Source organism: Glycomyces albidus (genome assembly GCF_009451885.1).
Classification (GTDB): Bacteria; Actinomycetota; Actinomycetes; order Mycobacteriales; family Micromonosporaceae; genus Glycomyces; species Glycomyces albidus.
Genome location: NZ_WIAO01000010.1, coordinates 95,921 through 120,862, shown reverse-complemented (window position 1 = coordinate 120,862; position 24,942 = coordinate 95,921). Strand labels below are relative to the sequence as shown.

20 protein-coding genes and 1 pseudogene are annotated in these 24,942 nt (G+C 72.5%); 14 read left to right on the top strand and 7 right to left on the bottom strand.

Going from position 1 to position 24,942, the window contains the following annotated elements:
• Window positions 1-400 precede the first annotated feature (400 nt).
• Together GFD30_RS10705 and GFD30_RS10700 are read left to right on the top strand one after the other, a co-directional pair.
• Window positions 401-2,437: a beta-galactosidase gene (locus tag GFD30_RS10705; RefSeq protein ID WP_322633144.1), complete on the top strand. Its 2,037-nt coding sequence runs from the start codon at window positions 401-403 to the stop codon at window positions 2,435-2,437.
• A 176-nt stretch (window positions 2,438-2,613) separates the two neighbouring features.
• Window positions 2,614-4,944, top strand: coding sequence for an Hsp70 family protein (locus tag GFD30_RS10700; protein ID WP_153025181.1), 2,331 nt, complete (start codon window positions 2,614-2,616; stop codon window positions 4,942-4,944).
• An 83-nt stretch (window positions 4,945-5,027) separates the two neighbouring features.
• On the opposite strand, the gene GFD30_RS10695 is transcribed toward GFD30_RS10700, so the two are convergent.
• From GFD30_RS10695 to GFD30_RS10685, 3 genes are all read right to left on the bottom strand, one after another.
• The gene (locus GFD30_RS10695) at window positions 5,028-5,669 is read right to left on the bottom strand and encodes a dihydrofolate reductase family protein (RefSeq protein WP_153025180.1); all 642 of its coding nucleotides are present in this window, start codon (window positions 5,667-5,669) and stop codon (window positions 5,028-5,030) included.
• Between the two features lie 173 nt (window positions 5,670-5,842).
• Window positions 5,843-6,280 carry a hypothetical protein gene (locus tag GFD30_RS10690; protein WP_153025179.1) on the bottom strand — a complete coding sequence of 146 codons (438 nt, stop codon included), beginning with the start codon at window positions 6,278-6,280 and terminating at the stop codon, window positions 5,843-5,845.
• Window positions 6,277-6,684: a hypothetical protein gene (locus GFD30_RS10685; RefSeq protein WP_153025178.1), complete on the bottom strand. Its 408-nt coding sequence runs from the start codon at window positions 6,682-6,684 to the stop codon at window positions 6,277-6,279. Before GFD30_RS10685 ends, GFD30_RS10690 begins: the two co-directional genes overlap by 4 nt.
• 381 nt (window positions 6,685-7,065) lie before the next feature.
• On the opposite strand from GFD30_RS10685, the gene GFD30_RS10680 reads away from it, so the two are divergent.
• From GFD30_RS10680 to GFD30_RS10670, 3 genes are all read left to right on the top strand, one after another.
• Window positions 7,066-8,556: a hypothetical protein gene (locus GFD30_RS10680; protein ID WP_153025177.1), complete on the top strand. Its 1,491-nt coding sequence runs from the start codon at window positions 7,066-7,068 to the stop codon at window positions 8,554-8,556.
• Window positions 8,557-8,725: 169 nt separating this feature from the next.
• A complete protein-coding gene (locus GFD30_RS10675; RefSeq protein ID WP_153025176.1) occupies window positions 8,726-11,065 on the top strand; it encodes an endo-1,4-beta-xylanase in 2,340 nt (779 codons plus the stop codon).
• A 306-nt stretch (window positions 11,066-11,371) separates the two neighbouring features.
• On the top strand, window positions 11,372-11,785 hold the full coding sequence (locus GFD30_RS10670; RefSeq protein WP_153025175.1) for a hypothetical protein: 414 nt from the start codon (window positions 11,372-11,374) through the stop codon (window positions 11,783-11,785).
• Window positions 11,786-11,859: 74 nt separating this feature from the next.
• Here GFD30_RS10670 and GFD30_RS10665 read toward each other — a convergent pair whose 3' ends face one another.
• Window positions 11,860-12,285: a DUF2000 domain-containing protein gene (locus GFD30_RS10665; protein WP_153025174.1), complete on the bottom strand. Its 426-nt coding sequence runs from the start codon at window positions 12,283-12,285 to the stop codon at window positions 11,860-11,862.
• A gap of 35 nt (window positions 12,286-12,320) precedes the next feature.
• On the opposite strand from GFD30_RS10665, the pseudogene GFD30_RS10660 reads away from it, so the two are divergent.
• From GFD30_RS10660 to GFD30_RS10645, 4 genes and pseudogenes are all read left to right on the top strand, one after another.
• Window positions 12,321-13,116 (top strand): annotated as a pseudogene (locus GFD30_RS10660) (AraC family transcriptional regulator).
• Window positions 13,117-13,276: 160 nt separating this feature from the next.
• A complete protein-coding gene (locus tag GFD30_RS10655) occupies window positions 13,277-14,707 on the top strand; it encodes a glycoside hydrolase family 43 protein (protein ID WP_153025173.1) in 1,431 nt (476 codons plus the stop codon).
• A gap of 75 nt (window positions 14,708-14,782) precedes the next feature.
• Window positions 14,783-15,397, top strand: coding sequence for a VOC family protein (locus GFD30_RS10650; protein ID WP_153025172.1), 615 nt, complete (start codon window positions 14,783-14,785; stop codon window positions 15,395-15,397).
• On the top strand, window positions 15,397-15,804 hold the full coding sequence (locus GFD30_RS10645; protein WP_153025171.1) for a VOC family protein: 408 nt from the start codon (window positions 15,397-15,399) through the stop codon (window positions 15,802-15,804). The genes GFD30_RS10650 and GFD30_RS10645 overlap by 1 nt, the downstream gene beginning before the upstream one ends.
• Window positions 15,805-15,836: 32 nt before the next feature.
• On the opposite strand, the gene GFD30_RS10640 is transcribed toward GFD30_RS10645, so the two are convergent.
• Window positions 15,837-16,427, bottom strand: coding sequence for a cysteine hydrolase family protein (locus tag GFD30_RS10640; protein ID WP_153025170.1), 591 nt, complete (start codon window positions 16,425-16,427; stop codon window positions 15,837-15,839).
• Window positions 16,428-16,562: 135 nt separating this feature from the next.
• On the opposite strand from GFD30_RS10640, the gene GFD30_RS10635 reads away from it, so the two are divergent.
• Window positions 16,563-17,552, top strand: a complete 990-nt coding sequence (locus GFD30_RS10635) for a GlxA family transcriptional regulator (RefSeq protein WP_153025169.1) — start codon at window positions 16,563-16,565, stop codon at window positions 17,550-17,552.
• Between the two features lie 45 nt (window positions 17,553-17,597).
• On the top strand, window positions 17,598-17,930 hold the full coding sequence (locus GFD30_RS10630; protein ID WP_153025168.1) for a TfoX/Sxy family protein: 333 nt from the start codon (window positions 17,598-17,600) through the stop codon (window positions 17,928-17,930).
• A gap of 62 nt (window positions 17,931-17,992) precedes the next feature.
• On the opposite strand, the gene GFD30_RS27895 is transcribed toward GFD30_RS10630, so the two are convergent.
• The gene (locus tag GFD30_RS27895) at window positions 17,993-18,682 is read right to left on the bottom strand and encodes an NUDIX hydrolase (protein ID WP_322633142.1); all 690 of its coding nucleotides are present in this window, start codon (window positions 18,680-18,682) and stop codon (window positions 17,993-17,995) included.
• 156 nt (window positions 18,683-18,838) lie between these two features.
• Here GFD30_RS27895 and GFD30_RS10620 point away from each other — a divergent pair, with 156 nt between their 5' ends.
• The 3 genes from GFD30_RS10620 to GFD30_RS10610 are packed head-to-tail and all read left to right on the top strand — an operon-like array spanning window position 18,839 to window position 21,904.
• Window positions 18,839-19,720, top strand: coding sequence for a 5'-methylthioadenosine/S-adenosylhomocysteine nucleosidase family protein (locus GFD30_RS10620; protein ID WP_153025167.1), 882 nt, complete (start codon window positions 18,839-18,841; stop codon window positions 19,718-19,720).
• A 19-nt stretch (window positions 19,721-19,739) separates the two neighbouring features.
• The gene (locus GFD30_RS10615) at window positions 19,740-21,503 is read left to right on the top strand and encodes a hypothetical protein (RefSeq protein ID WP_153025166.1); all 1,764 of its coding nucleotides are present in this window, start codon (window positions 19,740-19,742) and stop codon (window positions 21,501-21,503) included.
• Window positions 21,500-21,904, top strand: coding sequence for a hypothetical protein (locus tag GFD30_RS10610; RefSeq protein WP_153025165.1), 405 nt, complete (start codon window positions 21,500-21,502; stop codon window positions 21,902-21,904). The genes GFD30_RS10615 and GFD30_RS10610 overlap by 4 nt, the downstream gene beginning before the upstream one ends.
• Window positions 21,905-21,919: 15 nt before the next feature.
• Here GFD30_RS10610 and GFD30_RS10605 read toward each other — a convergent pair whose 3' ends face one another.
• A complete protein-coding gene (locus GFD30_RS10605; RefSeq protein ID WP_153025164.1) occupies window positions 21,920-24,808 on the bottom strand; it encodes a hypothetical protein in 2,889 nt (962 codons plus the stop codon).
• Window positions 24,809-24,942: the final 134 nt, after the last annotated feature.

Genomic DNA, 24,942 nt, shown 5'->3' with positions numbered 1-24,942 from the left:
GACATTGTCAATTGTAAGTATTAAGTCGCGGTCGGTGGCCGGAGGTAACGCCGAGTTTGAGGGCAACGCGCGATCTCTCTTCTGCGTCTCTGATCAGGCATGGCCTAGGTCTGCCCTGGGCTTCGATTCTTGAGCGGACCAGAGTCGGTCCAGGTCGGGCGTGACTCTTTCCGGGATTTCGCTGGTGGCGCGTCCGGTTGCCGATCGGCTGGGGTTCAGCCGCCGGATGTTGACTTTGTCAGGTGCCTGTATTAACGTATCGGCGTTTTCGCTCTAGGATCCCGAGACGAACCGGGCTCCTCGAGCAAGGCGCGCCCCTCATGCGGCGCAGATCCGCGTGCCGCGGTTCACCGAATTGCGTTGCCTCGGCATACCCCGTCCACCACTCCAGGGAGCACTCGTGAACGATCGACCGCGCGACGACAGCGCCTCGCCGGCACCGGGAACGCAGGCACGCGGGCTGCTCGTCGGCGCCAACTACCACCCCCACGACTCCGGTCCCGCGACCTGGCGCCGGGACGCGGCCATGATGCGCGAAGCCGGGATCACGGTCGTGCGCCTCGGCCACCTCGCCTGGGACACCTTCGAACCGGCCGACGGCGAGTTCACCTTCGAGTGGTTCGACGAGGTCATGGACCTGATGCACGACAACGGCATCGGCGTGATCCTCGACATCGCGGTGCGGCCCGCGCCGCTGTGGCTGCACCGCAAGCACCCCTCGATCGACGTGGCCGACCCGGCCGGCAACCGGCTCTACGCCAACCACCGGTACATGGACGACGTCGGCGACCCGCACTTCCGCGCCCACGCCAAGCGCTTCGCCGAGCACCTGGTTCGCCGCTACGCAGCACACCCCGCGCTGGCCGCGTTCGGCATCGACAACGAGCCCGGCGACGGCCCGATCTCCTACTCCGAGACGGTCAGGGAGCGGTTCATCGCCTGGCTCGAAGCGAAGTACGGCACCCCCGACGCCCTCAACGCCGCCTGGGCCGGGCAGCGGTGGTCGCGCCGCATCGGCGACTTCGAGGACGTCGGCCTTCCGGCGCCCGGGAACGGGGGAGCCGCGCCTGAGCGGGTCCTGGACTTCCGCCGGTTCGTCTCCGGCGAAGTGAACGCCTACCTGACCGAGCTGCTCGGTGTGGTCGAGACGCACGCGCCGGGCGCGTTGACCACCACGAACATGTGGTACTACAGCCCGCTTCGGCAATTCGACTACGCCCCGATCGCCTACACCGGCCGGCTGAACCGCGCCGGGAACGGCTTCTACCCCGGCAATTCGATCCTGGACGACGACGGGCTGCGCGGCGCCCTGTTCGGCATCGCCCGCATCCAGTACGAGAACACGAACCCGTTCTGGTGCACCGAGTTCACCACCATGACCGCCACCCCCGGCTCGATCCGCAAGTCCGCCTATGCCTCCCTCATGCTCGGCAACCAGCTCGTGTGCGGCTGGACGTGGCAGACCATGCACGCCGGCGAAGAGCAGTTCCTCCAGGGCATGGTCGACTGGGACGGCCGGCCGAACCGCAAGCTGGACGAATACCGCCGCATCGCCCAGGAGTTCGCCGAGATCGGGGCGCACTTCCCCTACCGTCCCGAAGCCGAGATCGCGGTGGCGCTCGACTTCCCGAGCCAGATCGCCTCCGCGGCCCTGCCCGAACGCCACGACGCGCAGGCGCGGACCGCGTTCGAGGCCGTCCTCGACCGCAATCTCGACGCCCGCATCATCGACTTGTCGCGGAGCGACCTCGATTACAAGATCCTCATCGTCCCGGGCGTGCTCGTGCTCGATGAGGAGGCGGCGGCGAAGATCCGCTCGTTCGTCGAGCGCGGCGGCACCGCGATCATGACCTCCTGCTCGGCGACCCTCGACGCGAACGGCCAGGCGTTCGACTCGACCAGGCCCGGCCGGCTGGCCGATGTGTTCGGCGTCCGCGTCGGGTCCTATGAGGAACCGCAGTTCCTCAACGAGCTCGCGCGCGGGCGCGCCGGGGACCACGGCCTCGACCTCGTCGTCGGCGGCGACCGGATCTCCCTGACTGCGCCCCGGTTCGACCTCGTCGAGCCCGGAACCGCCGAGGTCCTCGGTACCACGGCCGGGCTCGACCGGGACTACCCGATCGTCACGGTGAACGGATACGGTGCGGGACAGGCGATCTATGTGGCACTTCCCGTGCGCCGCGAGGTGCTAGGCAGGGTGCTCGACGACGAGATCGACCGGCTCGGCCTCCGCAGAGGCCCTGCCGTGCCCGCCGGTGTGATGGCGCGCCGGATCGACGAGGACCACGTGCTGTACGTCAACCTCGACGGTGAACCGAAACCGATCGAACTGTCCGGCAAGGCCACGAGCCTGCTCAGCGGCGACGGCTACGACGGCGGCTTCACCCTCGGCGCGTTCGACGCCGAGTTCATCGAGACCGCTCCCCGAACCGCCTGACCGCAGCCGTCGAGCGGCGAGGGCTGCTTCCGGCACCCGGATGCGGCCGGCCTGAAAACGTAGGGGCGACTCCGAGTTCTCGCGGGAGAGTGACAGGCGTGCCATGGGCCGGGCGCCGAGAGGCTTCGGCGGAGCGCGGAGACGACGCGATGGTGCTGCTCGATTACCGTGTGATCATGTACGCACCCCGTGGCCCCGGTTCCATCGAACTCGGTGTCGACTTCGGAACGTCCCACACCGTCGCCATCCTCCGCCGCCCCTCCGACCGGGAGCGGCCGCTCCTGTTCGACGGCTCGCCGCTGCTGCCCTCGGCGGTCTTCGCCACTGAGGACGGCGGGCTCGCGACGGGCCGGGACGCGCTCCGGGCCGGGGTGCGGTCGCCGGGCCGGTTGGAGCCGAACCCGAAGCGGCGCATCGACGACGAGACCGTCCAACTCGGCAGCCGCGAGTACCGCGTGGTCGAGCTGTTCGCCGCCGTCCTGGCCCGCGTCCGCGAGGAGGCCGTCCGCGTGGCGGGGTCGCTCGACCAGGTGCGGCTGACCGTCCCCGCGACGTGGGGCCCGCTGCGGCGCCGCCGCCTCGCCGACGCCGCCGCCGAGGCGGGGCTCCCCGAGCCGCTGCTCGCGGCCGAACCGGTGGCCGCCGCGGCGTACTTCACCGAGATCCTCGGGAACCGGGTGATGCCCGGATCGGCCGTCGTCATCGCCGACTTCGGCGCCGGCACTTTCGACGTCAGCGTCGTCGCCCCGGCCGCCGGCGGCTTCGAAGTCCTGGCCGTGGCCGGCCGCGACGACATCGGCGGGCTCGACCTCGACGCCGCCCTGGTCGACCACTTGGGACGCCAGTTCGCCGGCGATCCGGCCTGGCAGCGCCTCGCCCGGCCGCAGCACGAATCCGACCGCCGCCAGCGCCTCGCCCTGTTCGACGAGGTCCGCGCCGCCAAGGAGCAGCTCTCGCGGCAGACCAGCGCCGACGTGCTGGTGCCCCCGCTCGACGTCACCACCCATCTCACCCGCGGCGAGCTCGACCAGGTCGTCACCCCGCTCCTGGAGCAGGCCGTCGCCCTCACCGGGGCGTCGATCGTCCAAGCAGGACTCGGCCGCGACCGGATCGCCGGGCTCTTCCTCGTCGGCGGCGCCTCCCGGATGCCGCTGGTCGCGACCCTCCTCCACCGGGAGCTGGGGACCGATCCGACCGTGCTCGAGCAGCCCGAGCTCGTGGTGGCCGAAGGCAGCCTGCTCGTCGCGCAGGCCGCACCGGTCCCGCCGCTCGACGAGGACGAGCCCGCACCGGCCACCGTCGCCCTGCCGAAGGTCGTCCTGCCCCAGTCGCCGCCGCAGCAGCCGAAGCCGTTCATCGAACGGCAGGCGCCGCAGCCGCGACGGCAGCGAAAGCGGCGCTCGCGGCGGCTCCTCGCCGCCGCCGCGGCACTGGTCCTGGTCGCGGGCCTCGCCGCAGCCGTCGCCTGGTGGCCCGAATCCCCTTGGCGCGACGGGAACGGCGGCGGCGAAACACCGTCGGGGAGCCAGGCGGTCGACCAGTCCGATGACCCGACGACAGCGGCGGTCGACCCGTTCGCCACCACGTTCGTCTCCGGGAGTGCCGACGGACGCCTGCGCGTCTGGGACCTCGAGACCGGCGCGCTGAGCGACGAGTACGACAGCGGCCAGGAGATCGTCTTCGAGACCGTGATCGCCGCCGACGGGGACGCCCGGCTGGCGGTCTCCTCCGGCGGTGACGGCACGGTGCGGGCGATCGACATCCGCGACGGCACCGAGACCGTCAGCATGGCGGTCCACGACGACTTCATCGGCGACCTCGACGTGACCGCGGGCGCGGACGGGCACCTCCTCGCCGCCACCGGCAGCAACGACGACACCGCGAAAGTCCTCGACCTGACCGACGAATCGGAGCTGGCGACCTTCACCGGGCAGTCCGACGACGTCCGCGTGGTCCGCTTCGCCCGGATCGGGGAGCGGCTCGCGGTGGTCTCCGGCGGCAACGACGGCGTGGTCCGCGTCTGGGACGCCTTCTCCGCCGATCCGATCGGCGAGTTCACCGGACACGACGCGCCCCTGCGCATGCTCGCCGTCGGCGAACTCGACGGCCGCCCGGTCGTGGCCTCGGGCGACGAGGCCGGGTCCGTCCTGGTCTGGGGCCTCGACGACCACGAGGTGATCGGCGAGATCGCGCACGACGGCGCGGTCCGAGCCGGCGCGTTCATCCAATACGGCGGGCAGGCCGCCCTGATCGCGGGCGGCGACGGATCGGCGATCCTGATCTCGGACCCGGTCTCCGGGACGGAGCTCGGCCGCCTCGAAGGCCAGGCGTCCAAACTGTCCTCGATGGCCGTCGACTTCCGCGACCCCGACCGGCCCCTGGTCTTCGGCGGCGGCTTCTACGGGGTGATCCAGATCTGGGACCTCGCCACCGGCGAGGTGCTCCGCACCATGCCGCCGGAAGGCGACGCCACCTACGTGGAGACGATCGCGGTACCGGCGGACTGAACCGCGGGCGATCGGCGCGCCGCCCAAGGCCGCAGCACAGCTCAAGGCCGCCGCACAGCCGAGCCCGGGCCGCGTCTTCTCCGTTACGCGGTCGGCCGGTTGGGGGAGTACCGCGGGCGGCCGTCGGGGCGGTAGACCTGGGTGGTCACGCCTTTCTCGTCGGTGCGCGAGGCCAGCACTTCGAGGGCCAGGTCCGGGCCGTCGGCCGGGAACAGGCGCGTGCCCTGGCCGAGGATCACCGGCACGGTGAACAGGATGATCTCGTCGACCAGGTCGTTGGCGAGCAGCCACCGGACGAGGGCGCCGCTGCCGTGCACCTGGAGCTCGCCCTCGCCGGTCTTCAACTCGCGGATCGCCGCGCCGAGATCGCCGGAGAGGACGGTCGTGCCGGCCCACTCGGGGTCGGTCAGCGTGTTGGACGCGACGTACTTGGGTTTGGAGTTGAACGCGGTGGTGATGCGGTCGCTCCCCGGGTTCTCGGCGGCGGCGCGGACCCGCTCCTCGTCGCCCCAGTAGGGGGCGAAGATCTCGTAGGTCTTCCGGCCCAGCAGGTAGGCGTCGGCGCGCTCGCAGAGCCGGTTGATGTACTCCAGCGTGTCGTCGCCCCAGACCCCGAGTGCCCAGCCGTCGCGGGTGAAGCCGCTCGCGAGCTCCTCCTCGGTCGCATGGCCGTTGGCCTGCATGACTCCGTCGACGGTGATCTGCGTGATCGTGGTCAGTTTCATCTCATCGCCCCCAGCGCTGCGTTGCTCTCACCTGTCATGACGACGCCCGGGCGCGCGACTCATCGATCGCGGCCGGGCGCCGCCGCGGTCGACCGCCATCAGAGCAGCACCGGCGCGCCGGGGGACAGGGAACGTTGGAATCGGTTGGACGAGCGCGCCGACGGCCCGCGGCGTCAGCCGGCCCGAGGTGCGTGCTCGGCCGGTCGCCGCGGCGCGGCGTGCGCGCGGATCCGGTCCCGGACCAGCCTCCCGATCCGGTGGGTCAGGAAGATGAGCGCCAGGCCGTTGAGGGCGTGCACCAGGAACAGCCACTGGCCCCAGGACGTGCCCGGGACGCTGGCCAGGCCCATGCCGTGCTGGAGCAGCACCAGGAAGGTCCCCAGGGCGGTCAGCCACGTGACGGTCGACCCGGTGCGCGCGGCGAGGGCGAGGAGGACCGCCGCCGCATAGGCGAACAGGATGACGTCGCCGTTGACGAAGTGCATCCGGAAGCCGTCGCCGATGCCGCCGCCGTACCCGACGCCGAACCCGGCGAGCGCGAACTGGACGACCAGCAGCGCCAGCAGGAGCATCATCCACACGCGCAGGAGCCTCGCGAAGACGGGGTTCATGCCGTCACCGCCGTCCGCGCCGCCCGCAGGGCGCGCTTCTCGTCGGCCGCCCGCTTCGCCAGGCGCGCCACCACCACCTGCACGGTGAGGATGCCGAGGCCGTTGGCGGCGTGGAGGGCGAGGCCGACGGCGCCGCCGGTGCCCTCGTTTCCGAAGGCGTGCGCGAACGCGCCCTGCATCACGACCATGACGAGCGAGAGGACCGTGAGCAGGACCGCCTTGAGCCCGGGCCGGGCGATCAGCGCGAAGACCACCGACAGCATGAGCCAGAACATGAGCATGCCGCCGTTGCCGATGTGGGCGATGAAGCGCATGGTCCGGTCGCCGCCGGTCGAGACGGCGCCCCAGCCGGCGAGCCCGACCTGGAGCACGAGGAGGAGGACGACGAAGCGCGTCCATCCCATGAAGAACCGCTTCACCGCGACCCCTCCCCGCCGCCGGACGCCGGGAGTCGAGGCGGGCGGTGGCCGCCGGGGTCGCGGCCACTGGCCGGTGCGCTGTTTCGCCGTTGCATGCGCGCCAGTCTGCCGCCGTCCTCGCCTCGGGGTATCGGCCTCGGGGAGGCAATCGGGCTACTCCGCAGGAGGTACGGCGACCGCGCGGCGTACCTCCTGCGGAGGCGCGAGCGCGGCCCGGAGCGCCGTGCGCCGCCGCCCGGCTCCGGGCCGCCCTGCACGCGCGGATCCCCACCCCGCCAAGGAGAACGGCACCAGTCTGCCGCGCCGGGACCGGTCCCGCGCCGGCCGTGCTCCACTGGGACGGTCTCGACCTCGAGGAGCGCCGCCATGCACCCCGGACCCGTCCCGTCCGCACCGGAGGCCAAGCCCCCGGCGCCGTCCCGCCGCGCGACCGACCCGGTCGCCGCCGTCGCCGGGAACGCGACCATGCTCGGCATCGGCTACATGCTCATGCGCCGCCCGATCGCGGCCGCCGTCGCGCTCGCCGGAACCGGGTTCCTGCTGTGGTCCGCCGCCGTCCAGACCGAGAATCCACTCTGGAGGTTCCTGCTGCCGGCCTGGGGCCTGGCGATGATCGTCCACGCCTGGTGGCTCACCCGGCGCACGCGCCCCGAGCCCCTGGTCGACCTCGTCGAACCCGACCCGGCCCGGCGCCCGCGGTTCTTCGCCGCCACCGCCGCCTCCCTGGTCCTGCTCACCCTGGGCTGGTTCCGGTTCGACGCGTGGTGGATCTCCCGCGACGCCGAGACCGCCCACGCCGCAGGCGACTGCGAACGCGCCACCGCCGTGCTCGAGCGCTTCGACGCGGTCCACCGAGTCGCCTTCGGGCCGATCACCCTGCGCGGCGAGGAGGAACGCGAAGCCTGCGCCCTCCTGCTCGCCGCGCTCGACGAGCCGCCGACCGAGGCCGCCGACACCGTCGCCGAGTACATGGCCCACCCCGGCGCCGAATGGGACGGCGCCGGCGCCAAGCGCGCCGAGTTCCTGCTCGACGCCTCGATGACCCCGGGCGAGCCCGAGCTGTCCACTATCGAGGAGGCGTTCGGGATGCTCACGTCGACGCTCGAGGAGCACCCGGACCAGGCAGGGACGGTCAGGGCCGCCGTCGAGGAGTTCATGGCCGACCTCGCCGAGGCCCCGGCCTGCAACGGCTACGCCGTCGACGACTGGATGGCCGGCCGGACCTGGGACGAGCCGGCGCTCGCCGAGCCGGTCGCGGCCGCCTCGGACCAGGTGCCGGTCAGGATGCTCCAGTGCGCGCAGGACCGCACCGAATCGGAGGACCTCCCGGGCGCCGGGATCCTCTACCGCGAGTTCCTCGCCGCGTACCCCGGTCACGAACTGGCCGGCGAAGCCGCCGACGGCATCCTCGACTCCGGTGCGTACTGCGGCGATCCGGTCGCCTACCCGGGCGCCCCCGAGTACGAGGGCGCCGGGCCCCACCCGATGCGCCTCGTCGGCGGCTGGACCGCCGAAGGCCGCGGCTTCCCCGAGTCCTGGCTGGGGGCGACCGCGGACGAGACCCAGCTCGTCGTGTGCGTCGACGCCGAGGTCGGCGGCTTCCAGGACTCCTGCCGCTACGGGGACGGCTCCTTCACGGCCGTCTTCTGGGCCCACAAGTTCACCATCAAGGCGTACGAGCTCCGCACCGGCGAACTCGTCTCCGAGTACACCCGCGAGATCGGCGACCCGTGCCCGGACTACCTGGACGGCACGTACAGCACCGTCTACGTGTACTGGTCCGGCGACATGCTGGGCATGGCCTCCGAGTTCACCGACGCCGAGTTCCGCGGGATGTTCGCCGACCTCGTGAACTGAGGCCCGCGCGGACCCGCCGGGACCGGAGCCCGGCGGGTCCGGCGTGCGCGGAGATTGACAGGGATCGAAGCCGCCCATATCATGGTCCCGCCCTCACCTGAAAGTTTCATGAAACCGCCGAAACTTTCGGACCCTTCGTATCCCTCCTCCGCGATGGAGCCTGCAACCCATGAATCCTCAAGCCCGCGAACGGCGCCGGCGCCTGCCCGCGCTCCTGGGCGGAGCACTGCTCCTCCCGGCGGCGGCCTTCGCGTTCGCCCCGCCCGCCTCGGCCCAGGACGACGTCGTCTACTCCTCCGACTTCGAGGACGGCACCGCCGGCGACTGGGCCCCGCGCGGCCCGGTCACCCTCGCCGTCGAGGACGGCGCCCTGCTCACCACCGGCCGCACCGCCGACTGGCACGGCCCCTCGGTCGACCTCACCGACGTCATCGCCCCCGGCGGCCTATACGAGATCGCCGTGTCCGTCCGCTTCGCCGACGGCAGCGCCGGCGAGGCGGTCAGCGCCACCGTCCAGCGCGACACCGCCGACGGCACCAGCTACGACAGCGTCGTCTACCAGGCCGCCGCCGGCACCGAGTGGACCGTGCTCTCCGGCGAGTACAGCATCGCCTCGCCCGCGACCGCGCTCACGTTCTACGTCGAGTCGCCCACCGTCGACGCCTCCTACTGGATCGACGACTTCACCGTCACCGAACTCGAACCGCCCGGGATCGAACCCGACATCCCGAACCTCAAGGACGTCCTCGCCGACGACTTCCGCATCGGCGCGGCGATCGACGGCCGCGACCTCGTCGAGTCCTCGGGGCAGCTTCTGAACAAGCACTTCAACCAGATCACCGCCGAGAACCACATGAAGCCCGACGCGATCCAGCCGACCGAGGGCGAGTTCACCTTCGACGCGGCCGACGAGCTCGTCGAGTACGCCGAGGCGAACGGCATGGAGGTCTACGGGCACACGTTCCTGTGGCACACCAGCCAGGTCCCCGAGTGGTGGTTCCAGTACCCGGCCGGGCACCCGAACGCCGGCGAGCCGCTCGGCAGCTCCGACGAGGACCGCCAGATCATGCTCGACCGGCTCGAGGCCCACATCGGCGCGCTCGCCGAGCACTACGGCGACCGGATCTGGGCCTGGGACGTCGTCAACGAGGTCATCAGCGACAACAACGCCGAGGTCTACCGCCACAGCCGCTGGTACGAGATCTTCGAAGGCCCCGAGTACGTCCACGAGGCGTTCCGGATCGCCCGCGAGGCGTTCGACGCGGTCGGCGCCACCGACGTGAAGCTGTTCATCAACGACTACGGCACCGAGAACCCCGGCAAGCGCGACAACCTCTACGGCCTGGTCGAGGACATGCTCGCCGCGGGCGTCCCGGTCGACGGCGTGGGCCACCAGACCCACATCAACCTGAACACCTCGATCGACCAGGTCGAGGACAGCCTCCTCAAGTTCGCCGACCTCGGTGTGCTGCAAGCGGTCACGGAACTCGACGTGGCCATCGGCGCCCCCGGCGAGGGCGAGGAGTTCCCCGAGTACGAGGCGCGCCTCATCGAGCAGGGCCACTACTTCCGCGACCTGTTCGCCATGTACCGCGAGCACGCCGACCTCCTCGAGTCCGTCACTGTCTGGGGCCTGCACGACGGCCGCTCGTGGCTGCGCTCCGAGACCCGGCCCCTGGAGAGCCCGCTCGTCTTCAGCGACACCCTCCAGTCCAAGTGGGCGTACTGGGGCATCGTCGACCCGAGCGTCCTCCCCGAGATCCCGGACGGCGAGGAGCCCGACTACGCGCGCGTCCAGGTCCCGCTCGCCGAGACCGCGCCCGCGATCGACGGCGCGAAGGACGCCGCCTGGTCCGAAGCCGCCACCGTCGCCACCGGGGTCAATGTGGAAGGCGACGCCGAGGGCGCCAAGGCCGACGTCTCGCTGCTGTGGGACGAGGCGGGCCTCTACGCCCTCTTCGAGGTCACCGACCCGTCCCTGGACGAGGCCAGCGCCAACCCCTGGGAGCAGGACTCCGTCGAGGTCTTCCTCAACCCGGGCAACACCCGCGAGGGCGGCTACGGGGAGGCCGACGGCCAGTACCGCGTCAGCTTCTCCAACGTGGTGTCCTTGGGCGGCAACGGACCCGAAGCCGGCGAGATCACCAGCGCCGCCGCCGCGACCGACACCGGGTACCTGGTCGAGATCGCCATCGCGATGGCGCCCGACCAGGCCGCGGTCGGCACCGAGCACGGCCTCGAACTCCAGGTCAACGACGCCACCGACGGGGTCCGGACCGCGGTGCACACCTGGTACGACCCGACCGGCCAGTCCTGGAGCACCAACGCCAACTGGGGCATCGCCGAGTTCGTGGAGGAGATCGAGGAGCCGGGCGGCGGCGGCAAGCTGCCGACCACCGGCGCCGCGCTCACGGCCGCGATCGCGGGTGCCGCCGTCCTGGCGGTCGCCGGAGCGCTGACGGTGTTCGCCGTCCGCCGCCGCCGTGCCGCCGCCGACTGGGGCGACTAGCGACACCGCTCGACCCTGCTCGGCCCTGCTCGACCCTGCTAGGCCGTGCTAGGCCGTGCTCGACTCGGTCAGGGCCGGGGCCCGGACTCGATCCGGCCCCGGCCGCCCAGGGGGCTCCCTGAGGGAAACCGTTGCGCCGCAACCGTTCCGGCCTCGGGGAGCCCCTTCAGCCGTCCATGCCGCGCACGGCTGCGGCCCGGATACCCGACCCGACACCGCTGCGGGCCGAACGAATCCCCCGCCCGGGGGATCCGAACGGCCCCGCAGGGGGAGCCCGACGGCTCGCGGCGCCAATAGGTTCGGGGCATGATCGAGACTGAACAGCGCGAACGATCCGCTTCGACGACCGCCGCGAGGCTCACCCGCCTCGCCGGGTGGTCGCTCATCGCGATCGCCGCGCTCCACACCGCCGTGTTCATCCCCCAAGCGCCCTGGGGCGACTGGATCGACGGGTCGCTGCGATCCGCCGAGGCCGACATGGAGTCCGTCGCCGTCTTCTGGGCACTGCCCGGAGGCATCGTGGTCCCCGGAGCGCTCGCCGGTGCCCTGCTGATCCGCAGCGCGGGCCTGGGGACGCGGTTCGGGCTCGGCGTCTCGCTCGCGCTCGCCGCGTGGGTCTCCGCCTGTCTGTGGCTCATCGGCCCGAGCGGCTTCATGTTCCTCTACGTGACCGCGGGCCTGCTCGCCGCGGCCGCCGTCGCGGACCGCCGCCGGCGCTGACGGCCGCGGTTCAGTCCGCGCGGGCGCCGCCGCGCGGCGCCGATGCGACCGCGTACCGCGGGGACCGGCCGCTCTCATGGGTGCATCCGCGCGCCCTTGACGGTGCGGTCGACCGCGTTGCGGGGACCGTAGATCCCGATCCCCACGAGGTCGAGCTTGTCGGCCGGGACCGCGCGCACTGCGGTGCGGTTCTCCAGGTCGTGCGTCGTGGTGAACAGCTCCGCGGTGAACAGCGCGAGCCGCAGGCCGCGCGAGAGTGCCTTGGCGCGGGCGGAGGCGAGCTGCTCGGCGGCGCCTTCGAGGACCGTCACCGGCTGGCGGAACATCGGCAGGTAGGCGTTCGCGTCGGCGTCCTCGTACGGCTCGCCGACCACCTCCGGCTCGGCCGTGCCGAGGCCGCTGACGAGGAACGCCGTGACGTTCAGCCGCTGCCAGACGGCGAGGTCGTCGCGGAGCAGGACCGCGATCTTGGTGTCGAAACGAACGGGCTCTTGATCCATGGGCTCCACGCTACGGACCGGCGGGCCCCGGAGTCTTGTACGTTTTAAGCGTGGTGGTCGAGGTCAAGGCGTGGCGCCCGGCCGTGGCCGGGGTGGCCGAGGCGTTCCATGCGCACTTCACCGACCACGCCTACCCGATGCACGTCCACGAGACGTGGACGCTGCTCCTCATCGACGAGGGCGCCGTCCGCTACGACCTCGACCGGCACGAGCACGGGGCGCTCACCGGGCTCGTCACGCTGCTGCCGCCGCAGGTCCCGCACGACGGCCAGTCCGCGACCGCACGGGTTCCGCAAGCGGGTGCTCTACCTCGACGGCACGCTCCTGGACGACGACCTCATCGGCCGCGCGGTCGACGGCCCCGAGATCGCCGACGCCGCGCTGCGACGGCAGGTCCACCGGCTCCACGAGTCGCTGCGCCTGCCCGGCGACGAACTCGAGGCCGAGAGCCGGGTCGAACTCGTGGCCGACCGGCTCCGGCGGCACCTGCTGCGCCGCGACCCGGTCGCCGAACCGGTGCGGGACCGGCGTCTCGCGCACCGCCTGCGCGACCTCCTCGAACGCCGGATCGACTCCGGGATCGGCCTCCGCGAGGCCGCGGGGGAGCTGCACGCCCACCCGGCCCATCTCGTGCGGGCGTTCGGCCGCGAGTTCGGCATCGCCCCGCACCAGTACCTGGTGACCCGCCGCATCGACCGGGCCCGCCGCCTGCTGCTCGCCGGGCTGCCCGTCCACGCGGTCGCCGCCGCCACCGGCTTCTACGACCAGTCGCACCTGACGCGGCACTTCAAGCGCGTGGTCGGCACGACGCCGTCCCGGTTCGCCGCCTGACCGACCTGTCTTCGGCGCCTCGCATCGCGGCCGAGAACGCCTTCCGCCGCTCGGATCCGGCCGATACTCCACTAAATCGAAGATCTTGACTGTTTCAATCTGTGGATGTTAGCCTTCACATCACCTGTTCCGGCTGCCTAGACCCTGATTTGGAGTGGCCATGTCCGCATCCCGTTCCGCGCGCCTCACCCGCCGCGGACTGTTCACCGCGGCCGCCGCCGCGCCCCTCGTCGCCGCGTTCCCGGAAGTCGCGGCGGCCCAGACCACGTACACCGGTTATCTCATGGCCCACTTCATCGGCGAGGGCACCGGCGGCGAGCAGATCTACCTCGCCCACAGCGACAACGGCCTCAACTGGTCCGACCTCAACCGGGGCCAGATCGTGCTGCGCAGCCCGATCGGCACCCAGGGCGTCCGCGACCCGATCATCGTGCGCAACCCCGCGGGCAACCGCTACTGGATCGTCGCCACCGACCTGCGGATCGGCTCGGGCACCTCCTGGGACGACGCCGCCAACCGCGGCAGCCGCAACCTCGTCGTCTGGGAGTCGACCGACCTCGTCAACTGGTCGACCCCGTGGCTGCTCGGCGTGGCGAACGCCATCGGCGACGCCGGCAACGCCTGGGCCCCCGAGGCCATCTGGGACGCCGCGGCCGGCAACTTCCTGCTCTACTGGGCCACCAACTCCACGGTGAACGGCGTCAAGAAGCACCGCATCTGGAGCGCCCGCACCACCGACTTCCGCTCCATCACCGCGCCGCAGGTCTACATCAACCTGCCCGGCAACGAAGGCCTCATCGACACCCAGATCGTCGAGGTCGCCGGCAGCACCGGCGGCTACCGCTACTACCGCGCCTCCAAGGCCGCCCAGATCGTCATCGAGGGCGGCAACTCCCTGACCGGCTCCTGGACCCGGCTCGGCGACCTCGCGAACCTCACCGGCAGCGGCGTCGAAGGCCCCATGTGGGCGAAGTTCAACGATCGCAGCGAGTGGGCGCTGTGGCTCGACCAGTACGCCACCGGCCGCGGGTACATGCCCGTCCTCACCACCAACCCGGCCAACGTCTCCGGGTACCGCACCACCTCCGGCTACAGCCTCGGTTCGAACCTGAAGCGCCACGGCTTCGTCCTCAACCTCACCCAGGCCGAGGAGACCCGCGTCCTGAACCGGTACCAGAACCCGGCGTGGAACCGCCTGCAGTCCTACAACTTCCAGGACCGGTACGTGCGCCACGCCAACTTCGACGTGCGCATCGACCCCGGTGTCAGCCCGGCCGCCGACGCCCAGTTCCGGCTCGTGCCCGGCCTGGCCTCCTCCGGCGCCGTCTCGTTCGAGTCGGTGAACTTCCCGGGGTACTTCCTGCGGCACGTCGACTACGACTTCGTCCTCGCACCGCGCCAGAACACCGCGCAGTTCAACGCGGACGCCACCTTCAACCGGGTCGCCGGGCTCGCCGACGGCTCCTGGAGCTCGTTCACCTCGTACAACTTCCCGACCCGCTACATCCGGCACTACGGCTACGCGCTGCGCCTGGACCCGGTCTCGACCGCGACCGAGCGGGCCGACGCCACCTTCCGCGTCACCGCCTGACCGGCCCGGGGCGGGGCGCCGAAGCGATCACGAATAAAGAAGCGCCGGTCCCCGCCCCGGAAATAGCCTGAAGACATGATGCACATCGAACACATCACCATCGAGGCCGCCGACGCCGAGGCCGCCGAAGCCTTCTACACCACCGCGTTCGGTCCGGACCTCCCGTTCGAGTTCCGCGCCTCCGAGGAGCCGACCTCCGGCTTCCGCGGCTTCACGCTCGACCTGATCGCCTCGCAGCCCGCGAACGTGGACCTCCTGTTCAACGCGGCCGTCGACGCCGGGGCTGAGGTCGTCAAGGAGCCCGTCAAGTCCCTGTGGGGCTACGGCGGCGTGATCCGCACCCCCGACGGCGTGGTCATGAAGCTGGTGTCCTCCTCCAAGAAGGACACCGCGCCCGCCGAGAAGCGGTTCGACGAGGTCGTCCTCCTCATGGGCACCGGCGACATGAAGGCCGCCAAGCAGTTCTACACCGACCAGGGGCTCGAGGTCGCGAAGAGCTACGGCGGCAAGTACACCGAGTTCGAGCCCGGCAAGGGCGCGGTGAAGCTCGCGCTCTACCCGCGCAAGTCCTTCGCCAAGACCGCGTACGTCGACCCGGCGGGCTCGGGCTCCCACCGGATCGCCGTCGGCGGCTCCGGCGGGTCGTTCACCGACCCCGACGGCTTCGTCTGGGAGGGCACCGGGGTCTGATGGACCTCCTCATCCACTCCACGTCCCTGCCGCACGACGACCCGGACGCGTCCCTCGCGTTCTACCGCGACGCCCTCGGTTTCGAGGTCCGCTCGGACGAGGGCGACGCGGCCGGGCGCCGGATCACCCTCGGCCCGCCCGGAAGCCCCGAGACGTCCCTCGTCCTCGAGCCCCCGGGCGCCCGCCCCGGCGTCACCCCGGCCGAGCGCCGCATGATCGCCGAGATGATGGCCAAGGGCACCTATGCGGCGATCACCCTCGCCACCGGCGACCTCGACGCCGTCCACCGGCGCCTGCTCGCCGCGGGCGCCGAGATCGCGTGGGGCCCGACCGACCAGCCCTACGGCGTCCGCGACTGCGCCGTCCGCGACCCCGCCGGCAACCTCGTCCGCATCAACCAGCGCTGACCCGCGCCCGGCCCCGGCCGGGCGCGACGGCCTCACCCCAGGTCCGCGGCGGTGCGGACGACGACCCCGTACAGGTCCGCGATCGTGGCGAGGGCGGCCTCGTGCAGCGACGCCGCGTCCGTCTCGGCGACCGCGGTCCCGAGCGGGCGGGTCGCGCACGCGTCGGCGACGACCGTCGGCCGGTTCCCGCGCAGGAACGCGCCCTGCGCGGTGAACTGGACGCACATGTGGGTCATGAACCCGGCGATCACCACGTCGGGGCGGCCCGCAGCGTCGACGACGTCCCCCAGCTCGGTCCGCACGAACGCGTCCGGGACCGACTTCACCACCACGGTCTCGCCCTCGACCGGGGCCACCGCGGGGTGGATCCGGCCGATCTCGGCGCTGTAGTCGTACGGTCCGCCCGGCCCGCCGTCGTTCGCGACGTGGACGATGCGGGCCCCGGCGCGCCGCGCCCGGTCGAGCAGACCGGCCGCGGCCTCGAGGGCGGGCTCCCAGCCCTCGAGCTCCATCACGCCGCGCGTGTAGGTGTTCTGGTAGTCGACCAGGATCAGCGTCGCCTCCGACAGCGTCGCGGGGGTCTGGTCCAGGCCGATGATCTCGCGCAAGGTGCTGGCGCCCATGGGTTTCCTCCTCATGTCTCCGGCCGCCGGCGGCGGCCCGGATCCACGCTACGGCCGCTCAGGCGTGTCCGCAATGTCATGCGACTTGCAGATACCGACATCCGCTGCTAGCGTCGCCCCGGAACGGAGGAAGCCATGGACCGCGCCGGACGCCTGATCGTCATCGTGCTCTTCGACGGCGTCGACCTGCTCGACGTGACCGGCCCACCCGAGGTCTTCGCCCTGCTCAAGCGCGAACTCGGCGACGAGGCCGACTACCGGGTGGTGCTCGCCGCCGAGACCGAGGCGCCCGTGACGACCTTCGCCGGGGTCCGCGTCCTGCCCGACCTCGCCTTCGACGCCCTCGCGGGGGAGCGGATCGACACGCTCATCGTCCCCGGCCGCGTCGAGACCGGACCCGACGGCCGCCTCCGGGCCGCCGCCGACCCCGGCGTCGTCGAACGCGTGAAGACCCTCGCCCGCCGCACCGGACGCCTCGCGTCCGTCTGCGTCGGCGCCCACGTCCTCGCCGAGGCCGGCCTCCTCGACGGCCGCCGCGCGACCACGCACTGGTCCACCGCCGCGCAGCTCGCCGCCGAGCACCCGGCCGTCGAGGTCGACGCCGACCCGATCTTCATCCGCGACGGCGACGTGTGGACCGGCGCCGGCATCACCGCCTGCCTCGACCTCACCCTCGCGCTGGTCGCCGAGGACTTCGGTGAGGCCACGGCCCTGAAGGTGGCCCGGCAGCTCGTCATGTACCTCAAGCGACCGAGCGGCCAGAGCCAGTTCAGCGTCCCGCTCGAACCGGTCTCGACCACCCGCCGCGTCGAGGAGCTGCGCCACCACATCGCCCGGCACCTCGCCGAGCCGCTCACCCTCCCCGACCTCGCCCGCCGGGCCCACCTCAGCGAGCGCCAGCTCACCCGCGTCTTCAAGACCGAACTGGGCCGCACCCCCGCCTCGTACGTCGAGGCCGCGCGGGTCGAGGCCGCCCGGCACCGCCTCGAAAGCGGCGACGACACCTTGGACCGCATCGCGACCGCCTGCGGCTTCAACACCGTCGACACCCTCATCCGGGCGTTCCGCAGGCAGCTCGGCACCACCCCCACCGAGTACCGCAACCGCTTCCGCACCGCCGCGTAGCCCGGACCGGCCCGCACTGTCGGACCCCGGTGGCACGATGGCCCCATGGCTTACGACGAGGCGCTCGCCGAGCGGATCCGCGACGCGTTCGACAACCGGCCGTACGTGGTCGAGCGGAAGATGTTCGGCGGCCTCGGCTGGATGGTCCACGGCAACATGGCCGCGGCGGCGCTCGGCTCCGGCGGGGCGATGGTCCGGGTCGGCAAGGACGACTACGAGGACCTCATCGCCGAACCGGGCGCCGAGCCCATGGTCATGAGCGGCCGCACCATGACCGGTTGGATCCGCCTCGGCGACGACGCCTGCGCCTCCGACGTGGAGCTCCGCACCTGGATCGGGCGCGGGATCGCCTTCGCCGAGACCCTGCCCCGCAAGTGACCGAACCGCCCGCGCCGGTCGCCCCGCAGGCCCTCGCCGGCGGTACCGCCCGCGCGGGCCGCTCAGCGCGCGGGTGAGAGCGGCAGCGGCAGCCACTCGAGCGGACCGGCGGTGTACAGGGCCGCGGGCCTGCCGCCGTTGCGGACCGTGGTCCCGTCCACGGGTTCCAGGAACCCCTCGATGCGCAGGACCTTCCGGTGGAAGTTGCCCGGGTCCAGCCGGGTCCGCCAGACGATCTCGTACACCCGCCGCAGCTCGGCGATGGTGAACTCCTTGGGGCAGAACGCGGTCGCCGCTGTGGTGTACTCCAGGCGCCGCCGGGCGTGCGCCACGGCGTCGCCGAGGATGCGGGAGTGGTCGAAGGCCAGCGGCTCCTCGAGCGCCCGCTCGACGGGGACCCACGCGGTCTCCGCGGCGTCCCCGCCCGCGCGCGTCTGCGGCGGCTCGGGCACGAGCGCGGTGTAGGCGACGCTGACGACCCGGCGCCGCGGGTCCCGGTCGGGTTCGGAGTAGACCCCGAACCGCTCGAGCAGCGACTCGCCGGCCTCGAACCCCGTCTCCTCGAACAGCTCCCGGGCCGCGGCGTCGTCGACGGTCTCGTCGGCCTCCACGAACCCGCCGGGCAGCGCGAGCCGCCCCCCGAAGGGGTCCTTGCCGCGCTCGATGAGGAGGACGCGGAACTCGCCGCCGGTGATCGTCAGGATGACGATGTCCGCCGCCACATAGCTGGTCGGAGCCGGTTCGTCGACCACGGTGTCCCCCTTATTGATGACTTGACAATAATTGCGCGGCGTCTTACGCTCGACTTGTTGTATTCAGAACAATAACTCGCGAGCAGGTGCGGGCGCGAGCCGCCCGCCCCACCGCGCCCCGCGGCCGGAACCGCGGGCGAACGACTCGGAGACCCCATGGCCGACCTCCCGACCGCCGTCCTGTGCACCCCGATCGACATCGAGCGGGCCGCCGTCCTCGACCTGCTGCCGGGCCGGGCCCTCACCGACGCCGAACGCGACGGCGTGCAGTACCGCCGCACCGAACTGCAAGGCCGCCGCAGCGACTGGAACCTCGTCCTCGCCATGGGCGGCCGCGGCAACGAGCGCGCCGCGGCCGCGGTCGAGCACGCCCTCGCCTCCTGGAGCCCCCGGATCCTCGTCCTCTGCGGCGTCGCGGGCGGCCTGCGGGACGCCGCGGTCGGCGACGTCGTCGCCGCCACCAAGGTCTACGGCTACGAGTCCGGAGAGGACACCGACGCCGGCCGCCTCCCGCGACCCGACGCGCTGCCGACCTCCTTCTCCCTCCACCAGTTGGCGATGCTCCTCGTCGAGAAGGGGGAGTGGGCGGCCCGCCTCGGCACCGAGGCCCCGCGGGTGTTCCACCGCCCCATCGCCTCCGGCGCCAAGGTCGTCACCGGCCGGCGCTCGGAGACGGCCCGGCTCATCGCCCTGCACAGCGGGGACGCCCAGGCGCTGGACACGGAGAGCCATGGCGCCATGGCCGCCGCCGCGCGCCGCAGCGGCGTCGAGGCGATCGTCGTCCGCGGCGTCTCCGACCTGGTCGACGGCAAGAACAAGGCCGACGACCTCCGCGACCAGCCCCGCGCCGCCCGCAACGCGGCGGCGCTCGCCCTGGCGCTCATCGAGCACGCCGCCCCCGGGACCGCCCCCGCGAAGGACCGCCACGGCACGACCTACATCGGCGCCCTCGGCGCCGGCGCCCGCGCCCACATCGCGGCGATGGGGCCGAACGCCAAGGGCAGCATCATCTTCCGATCCCGCGACCAGTTCGCCTGAGCCGAGAGGCCGCCTTCCGATGACCGCACCCCCCGCAGCACCGCCCCCGCCGATGCCCCCTCCTCAAGAGGCGGGCGGCGGGGCCGGCTCCGCCAAGAACGACGCGACGGCGCACCTGTGCGCCGCCGCGTACATCGACCGCACCTTCCGCGACCAGGTGATCGACGAGGTGTACCGCCGCCACGACCGGGCGATCGCACCGAATCCGGGCACCGACGCGGCGCCGATCCTGCGCCACGTCCTGCGCGCCCGCGCTCTCGACACGCTCCAGCAGGCGATCCTGTCGGTCCTCCTGCTGCTCGCCGTGTGCGCGCCCGTGGTGGACCGCGGCGGCCTGCTCGTCGCCCTCGCCGTGTGGGCCCTCATCGGGCTGCCGGTGCTGGCGATCGACCGCGGCTTCGCGCCCCCGCCCGAGCGCCCGGAGGAGGCCCCGAGCGGAGCGCGGCTCCTGGGGCGCGCCGTCCTCATCACCGTCGCCGCGGTCGGCGGCCTCCTCCTCGTGGTCACGGCCCTCAGGTACCTCGGACTGGACTACCAGGCGGAGCAGTTCGTCGAGGGGCTCTTCGGCCAGAGCGAGTACGAGGAATGCGTCGACTACTACGACGACTACTACGGCGACGGGTACGGCGCCTCGTACTGCGGCGCGGAGCCGCCGCCGACCGGTCCGGGCGCCGGATCGGTCGTGGTCTGGCTCCTGGTGTTCGCGGCGGTCACCACCGTCATCGGGGTGGTCCGGCGGCGCAGCCTCGTGTCGATCCCGACCGAACCGGAGCCGCCGGCGCCCGCGACGGCCCGGGCCGGGTTCATCGCGATGGCGCAGCGCGCCCCGGTGGTCAACTACAACGCCGGGCGGCCTCCGTTCGTCGGCTCCGGGGACGGGATCGCCACCTGGCAGTTCGCGCTCACCCTCGAACCCGCCGATCGGGGGAGCGGGGAGCCGATGACGATCGACCCCAAGGGCCTCAACGACTTCATCGCCGAGCGGATCCGGCTGCTCGGCTCCGACTCGCCGAGGTCCAGCCGCCTCCCGAACCTCGTCCTGGACGACCACGTCTACGTCTCCGGCCGCGACGCGGACCGGCCCGTGTACTACCCGAACGAGCTCCCGCAGGTCGGGTACCCGCAGTTCCAGACCATCGAGCAGGTCCAGCGGGACCCGACCACGCCGGTCCGCCACTACCTCCGGTGCGAAGTGGACGCGTGGGGCGGCGAGCTCGTGACCACCGTCTTCTTCCACTGCGCGCTCCAAGGCGAGACGCTCTACGTCGAGTTCTCGAGCTGCGTGCTCCCGCCGACCCGCGAGCGGTACCACGTGTTCGGGCGCGGCTCGGTCGCGCCGGGCGTCGGGGTGTTCCTCGGGTTCCTGCGCGGGCTCGCGCTGATGCCCCTGCTGCTGGTGCGCAGCCCGTTCGACCTGGCCGCCGCCGTCGGGCGCGGCTTCGGCCGCCGCTCCGGCCGCTGGGGCGAGCCGGAGGACCACGGCGCCCGCGTCAGCATCCGCGAACTCGGCACCGACCTCAAGGAGCAGAACTACTTCCAGTTCCGTGACGCGGTCAAGTACCTCGAGATCATGGAGCGCCAGATCCTCGACGCGCTCGTGCGCTACCTCCACGAGCACAACGTCCACACCGGCGAGCTCGAGGAGCGCGCCAACGTCATCGTCAACAACGGGGTCGTCAACTACGGCCGGCTCGCGACCGGTGCGGCCGGCGCGGGCGCGACCGCGAACGTCGGCGCGGTCGGCTCCGGCAGCCGCGGCTCCGTGAAGAAGGGGAAGTCATGAGCGACGAGCACGAGCAGGCCGAGGGATACGTCTTCAAGGGGACCGTCCAGACAGGGGCGATCGGGACGGGGGCGTCGGCCACGGTCGGCGCGATCGGCGACGGGGCGCACGGCGTGGTGTTCGCCGCCCGCGCCCGTGCCGAGGAGGCGCTCGTCGAGGAGATGCTCGACCTCGTCGCCGAGCTGCGCAGGCGCCTCGAAGAGCACCGCGACGGCGTCGGCGAGCGGTACGAGGCGATCAGCGACAACCTGGACGACCTCGAATCCTCCATAGAGGAGGACCAGCCGCAGGGGCGCATCCGGAGCCGCCTCAAAGCGCTCGAGCACCTCGTCAGCCCCTTCACCGCCCTCGTCGACCTGGTGCTCAAGCTCCTCCAGCTCGCCGACCGGCGCGGCGGGTGAGGAACGCCGCGGGTCTCACCCGGTCGCTTCCGCCTCGTCCTCCGTGACGCGGTCGCGGGCGTCGTCGAGATGGCCGCGGAGGGCTCGGCGTGCGGCGTCGTGGGTGTCGGGGTCGAGGAGGGCGGTGACGCGCTCGACGAGGGCTTCGGCGGCGTCGAGGTCGCCGAGCTCCCCGTGGGCGACGATCATGTCGTGCGCGGTCTGGACGCCGATCTCGGCGAGGAAGTCGCCGTCCTCGGCGACGGCGAGGACCTCCGCGCCCGAGACCAGGGTGCGGTTCGCCCACGCCTCCTCGGACTCCGCGTCGTCACTCTGCATCTGCGACTGCTGCATGAGGGTCTTCGCGTACTCGCGGCGGCACGACTCCCGATATCCTGCCGGGTGCTCGGCGTTGCGCCAGGAGCGCTCGAGATCCGTTGCGAGCGAGCGCATCTCGTCGAGGACGGTGTCGCGGTCGGCGTCGCCGCCGCGCAGGCGCGCCCACAGGGCGGCCCGGATCGGGTTGGCGGCGGCCGAGAGCGAGCCGAGGTCGCGCCAGGCGGCGGCGGAGCGACCATAGGCGTCCACTGCGGACGCCGCTTCGCCGGTCTGCTCGAGCAGTTCCCCGGCCAGGTGCGCGGCCTGCGCGTAGAACACGGCGCTGGGGTGCGCGAGGCCGCCGTCCATGAGCCGCAGCGCCTCGAGGACGTGCGCGACTCCGGTGCGGGCGTCCCGGATCCGCCGGTAGTTCTCGGCGAGCAGGTGGCGGGAGTCGAGGAGGCGCCAGTGCTCCTCCTCGTGCATCTCGGGCAGGTCGTCGAGGGCCGCCTCGAGGATGACGACGGCCTCCTCGCTGCGGTCCTGCATCGCGAGCGCCCGGCCGAGGAGGTGCCGGGCCACGCCCGCGCAGCCGGTCTCGCCGGCGCGGTCGTACCAGTGCGCGGCGAGGACGGCGTAGTGCTCGGCCGAGCGGGGGTCGCCGAGGTTGAGCGTGCACTCGGCGGCGGTCAGGTGGAGCGCGGCGATCGGGAACGGCGGGTACTCCGGCCGCACGGCGGCGATCCCGGTCTCGGCGGCCGCGAGCGCTTCGGCGAGCCGACCCGCCTGGTTCAGCATGGCGCTGTACTGGAGTCCGCAGATGAACGTCTCGTAGCCGAACCCGTTGCCCGAGGCCAGTTCGAACGCCTCGGCCATCGCCGCGGTCCGGGCCTCGGGGTCGGTCGCGAACGCGGGCTTCATCATGGCGAGCTGGGTCCGGGCGAGCGCGGCCCGCCGGTGCCCCGCGAGGGCCTCCAGTTCGGTCTCGGCCTCGGTGAACGCGGCGGCAAGGTCGTCGCCGGGCTGCTCGCCGAGCAGGGACGCCGCCTGGAACGTCGTCAAGAGGATCTGGGCCCGGGCGCGGGCGGCGTCGACCGGTTCGGTGCCGGCGAGCGCCGCGGCCTCGGCGAGGAACCCGGGTGCCAGCTCGCGGAACGCGGCGGGTTCGGCGCGCATGCCCCAGCCGGCCGCGGCGATCCGGCACAGGAGCGCCCGTCCGGGCCTGCCGGCCTCGGCGAAGAGGTTCGCGGCGAGCGCGGCGAAGTCCTGGGCCGCTTCGAGGTCGGCCTCCGGTTCGGCCTTCGAGAGGAGCACTTCGGCCTCGTCGGCCGGCGCGAGTCCGGTTCCGAGCGCTTCGGCGATGCGGGCCGCGTCGAGCCACAGCGCGTCGCGGTCCTCGTCGGCGTCCTCGACGGCCCGGCGGGCCCGGACCAGCGCGGCCTCCAGGGACGCGGCGCTCGCGGCGGCCGGAGCGGGCTCGGCCCGCCTCGGTTCGAGCTGCGGCATCGCCTTGAGACCCAACGGCACGTGCGGGTACGGCTGGGCGGGTTCGACGCGCTCCTGCGACCGGTCGGAGTGGACGGTGCTGCCGTTGCGGCGGTCGTAGCGCGCGCACAGCGCCCGGCGTTCGGCGTCGGCCCAGGCGTGCAGGTCGTCGGCGGTCCAGTCGCGTCCTTCGGGTCCGGCGAGCGCGGCGGTGCCCATGCCGCGGGCGCGCAGCGCGGCGGCGAGGGTCTGGACGCCTTCGAGCCACTCCAGCCGCGTGTCGGGGCTGAGCGCGAGGTCGTAGGCGCGGCGGTCGGCCGAGAGGATCTCGATCCCGCGGGCCTCGTTCCCGGTGAGCGCGCAGAACCGCAGGTGCCGGGCGACGTACGCGAGCATGTCGTCCCGGTCGCGGCTGATCCGGTAGCCGTGCAGGTGGTTGGCGCGGGCCTCGTCGAGCCGGCCGAGCCGCGCGAGCGGCAGGAGCGAGTCGGCGAGGGTGTTGTGCGGTTCGTGCGCGCAGCGCAGCTCGCCGTCGAGGAGCGGCCGCCATGCCCTGATCGCGGCCTCGTCGTCCCCGGCGCACGCGGCCATGTCGCCGATGTCGTTGACGCGGCAGGCTTCGCAGTCGCTCATGCCGTCCGGCTCGGTCGCGCGGACGAGCTCGGCCGCGCGGGCGGCCCGCTCGTCGTCGGCGATCGAGTACGCGAACCAGTACTCGGCCTCGTAGTACGGGTGCAGCGAGTGCCCGGCCTCCGAGTACCGCCGCCGGAACTGCACCAGTGCGTCCTCAATGGACGTCAACGGCACGTCGGGGTGGTTGCGCAGCTTGTACACGATCCACTTGAACTGCCAGTACACCGAGCGCAGCAACGCCGCGTCGAAGTGCTCGGGGGCGGTGTCGAGGTTGTGGAGGAGCCGCGCGTACGGGACGAGCAGCCGCGTCGAGTCGGTCGAGTACTCGTAGCAGTCCACGAGCGCCGTCAGGACGGCGTTCAGCAGCCGCTGGTCGCCGTCGGCCTCGACGGCGACCAGGTGCTCCTCCAGCGCGGCCAGGCGGGCCTCGCCCCGGAGCTGCCATCGGATCTCGTTGAGGCGGTTGCGGAGTGCGTCGGTGTCGGTCATGCGGCTTCCGTGAGGGTGTGGGGGCTCGGCGGTGACGGCCCGAGGGGAGAAGGCCGGGATGCGAGCAGTCTGCCACTGTGCACCGCGTGATCCACCCGTGGCCCGGCCCGCCCATGCCCGCGCCGCATCGGCAC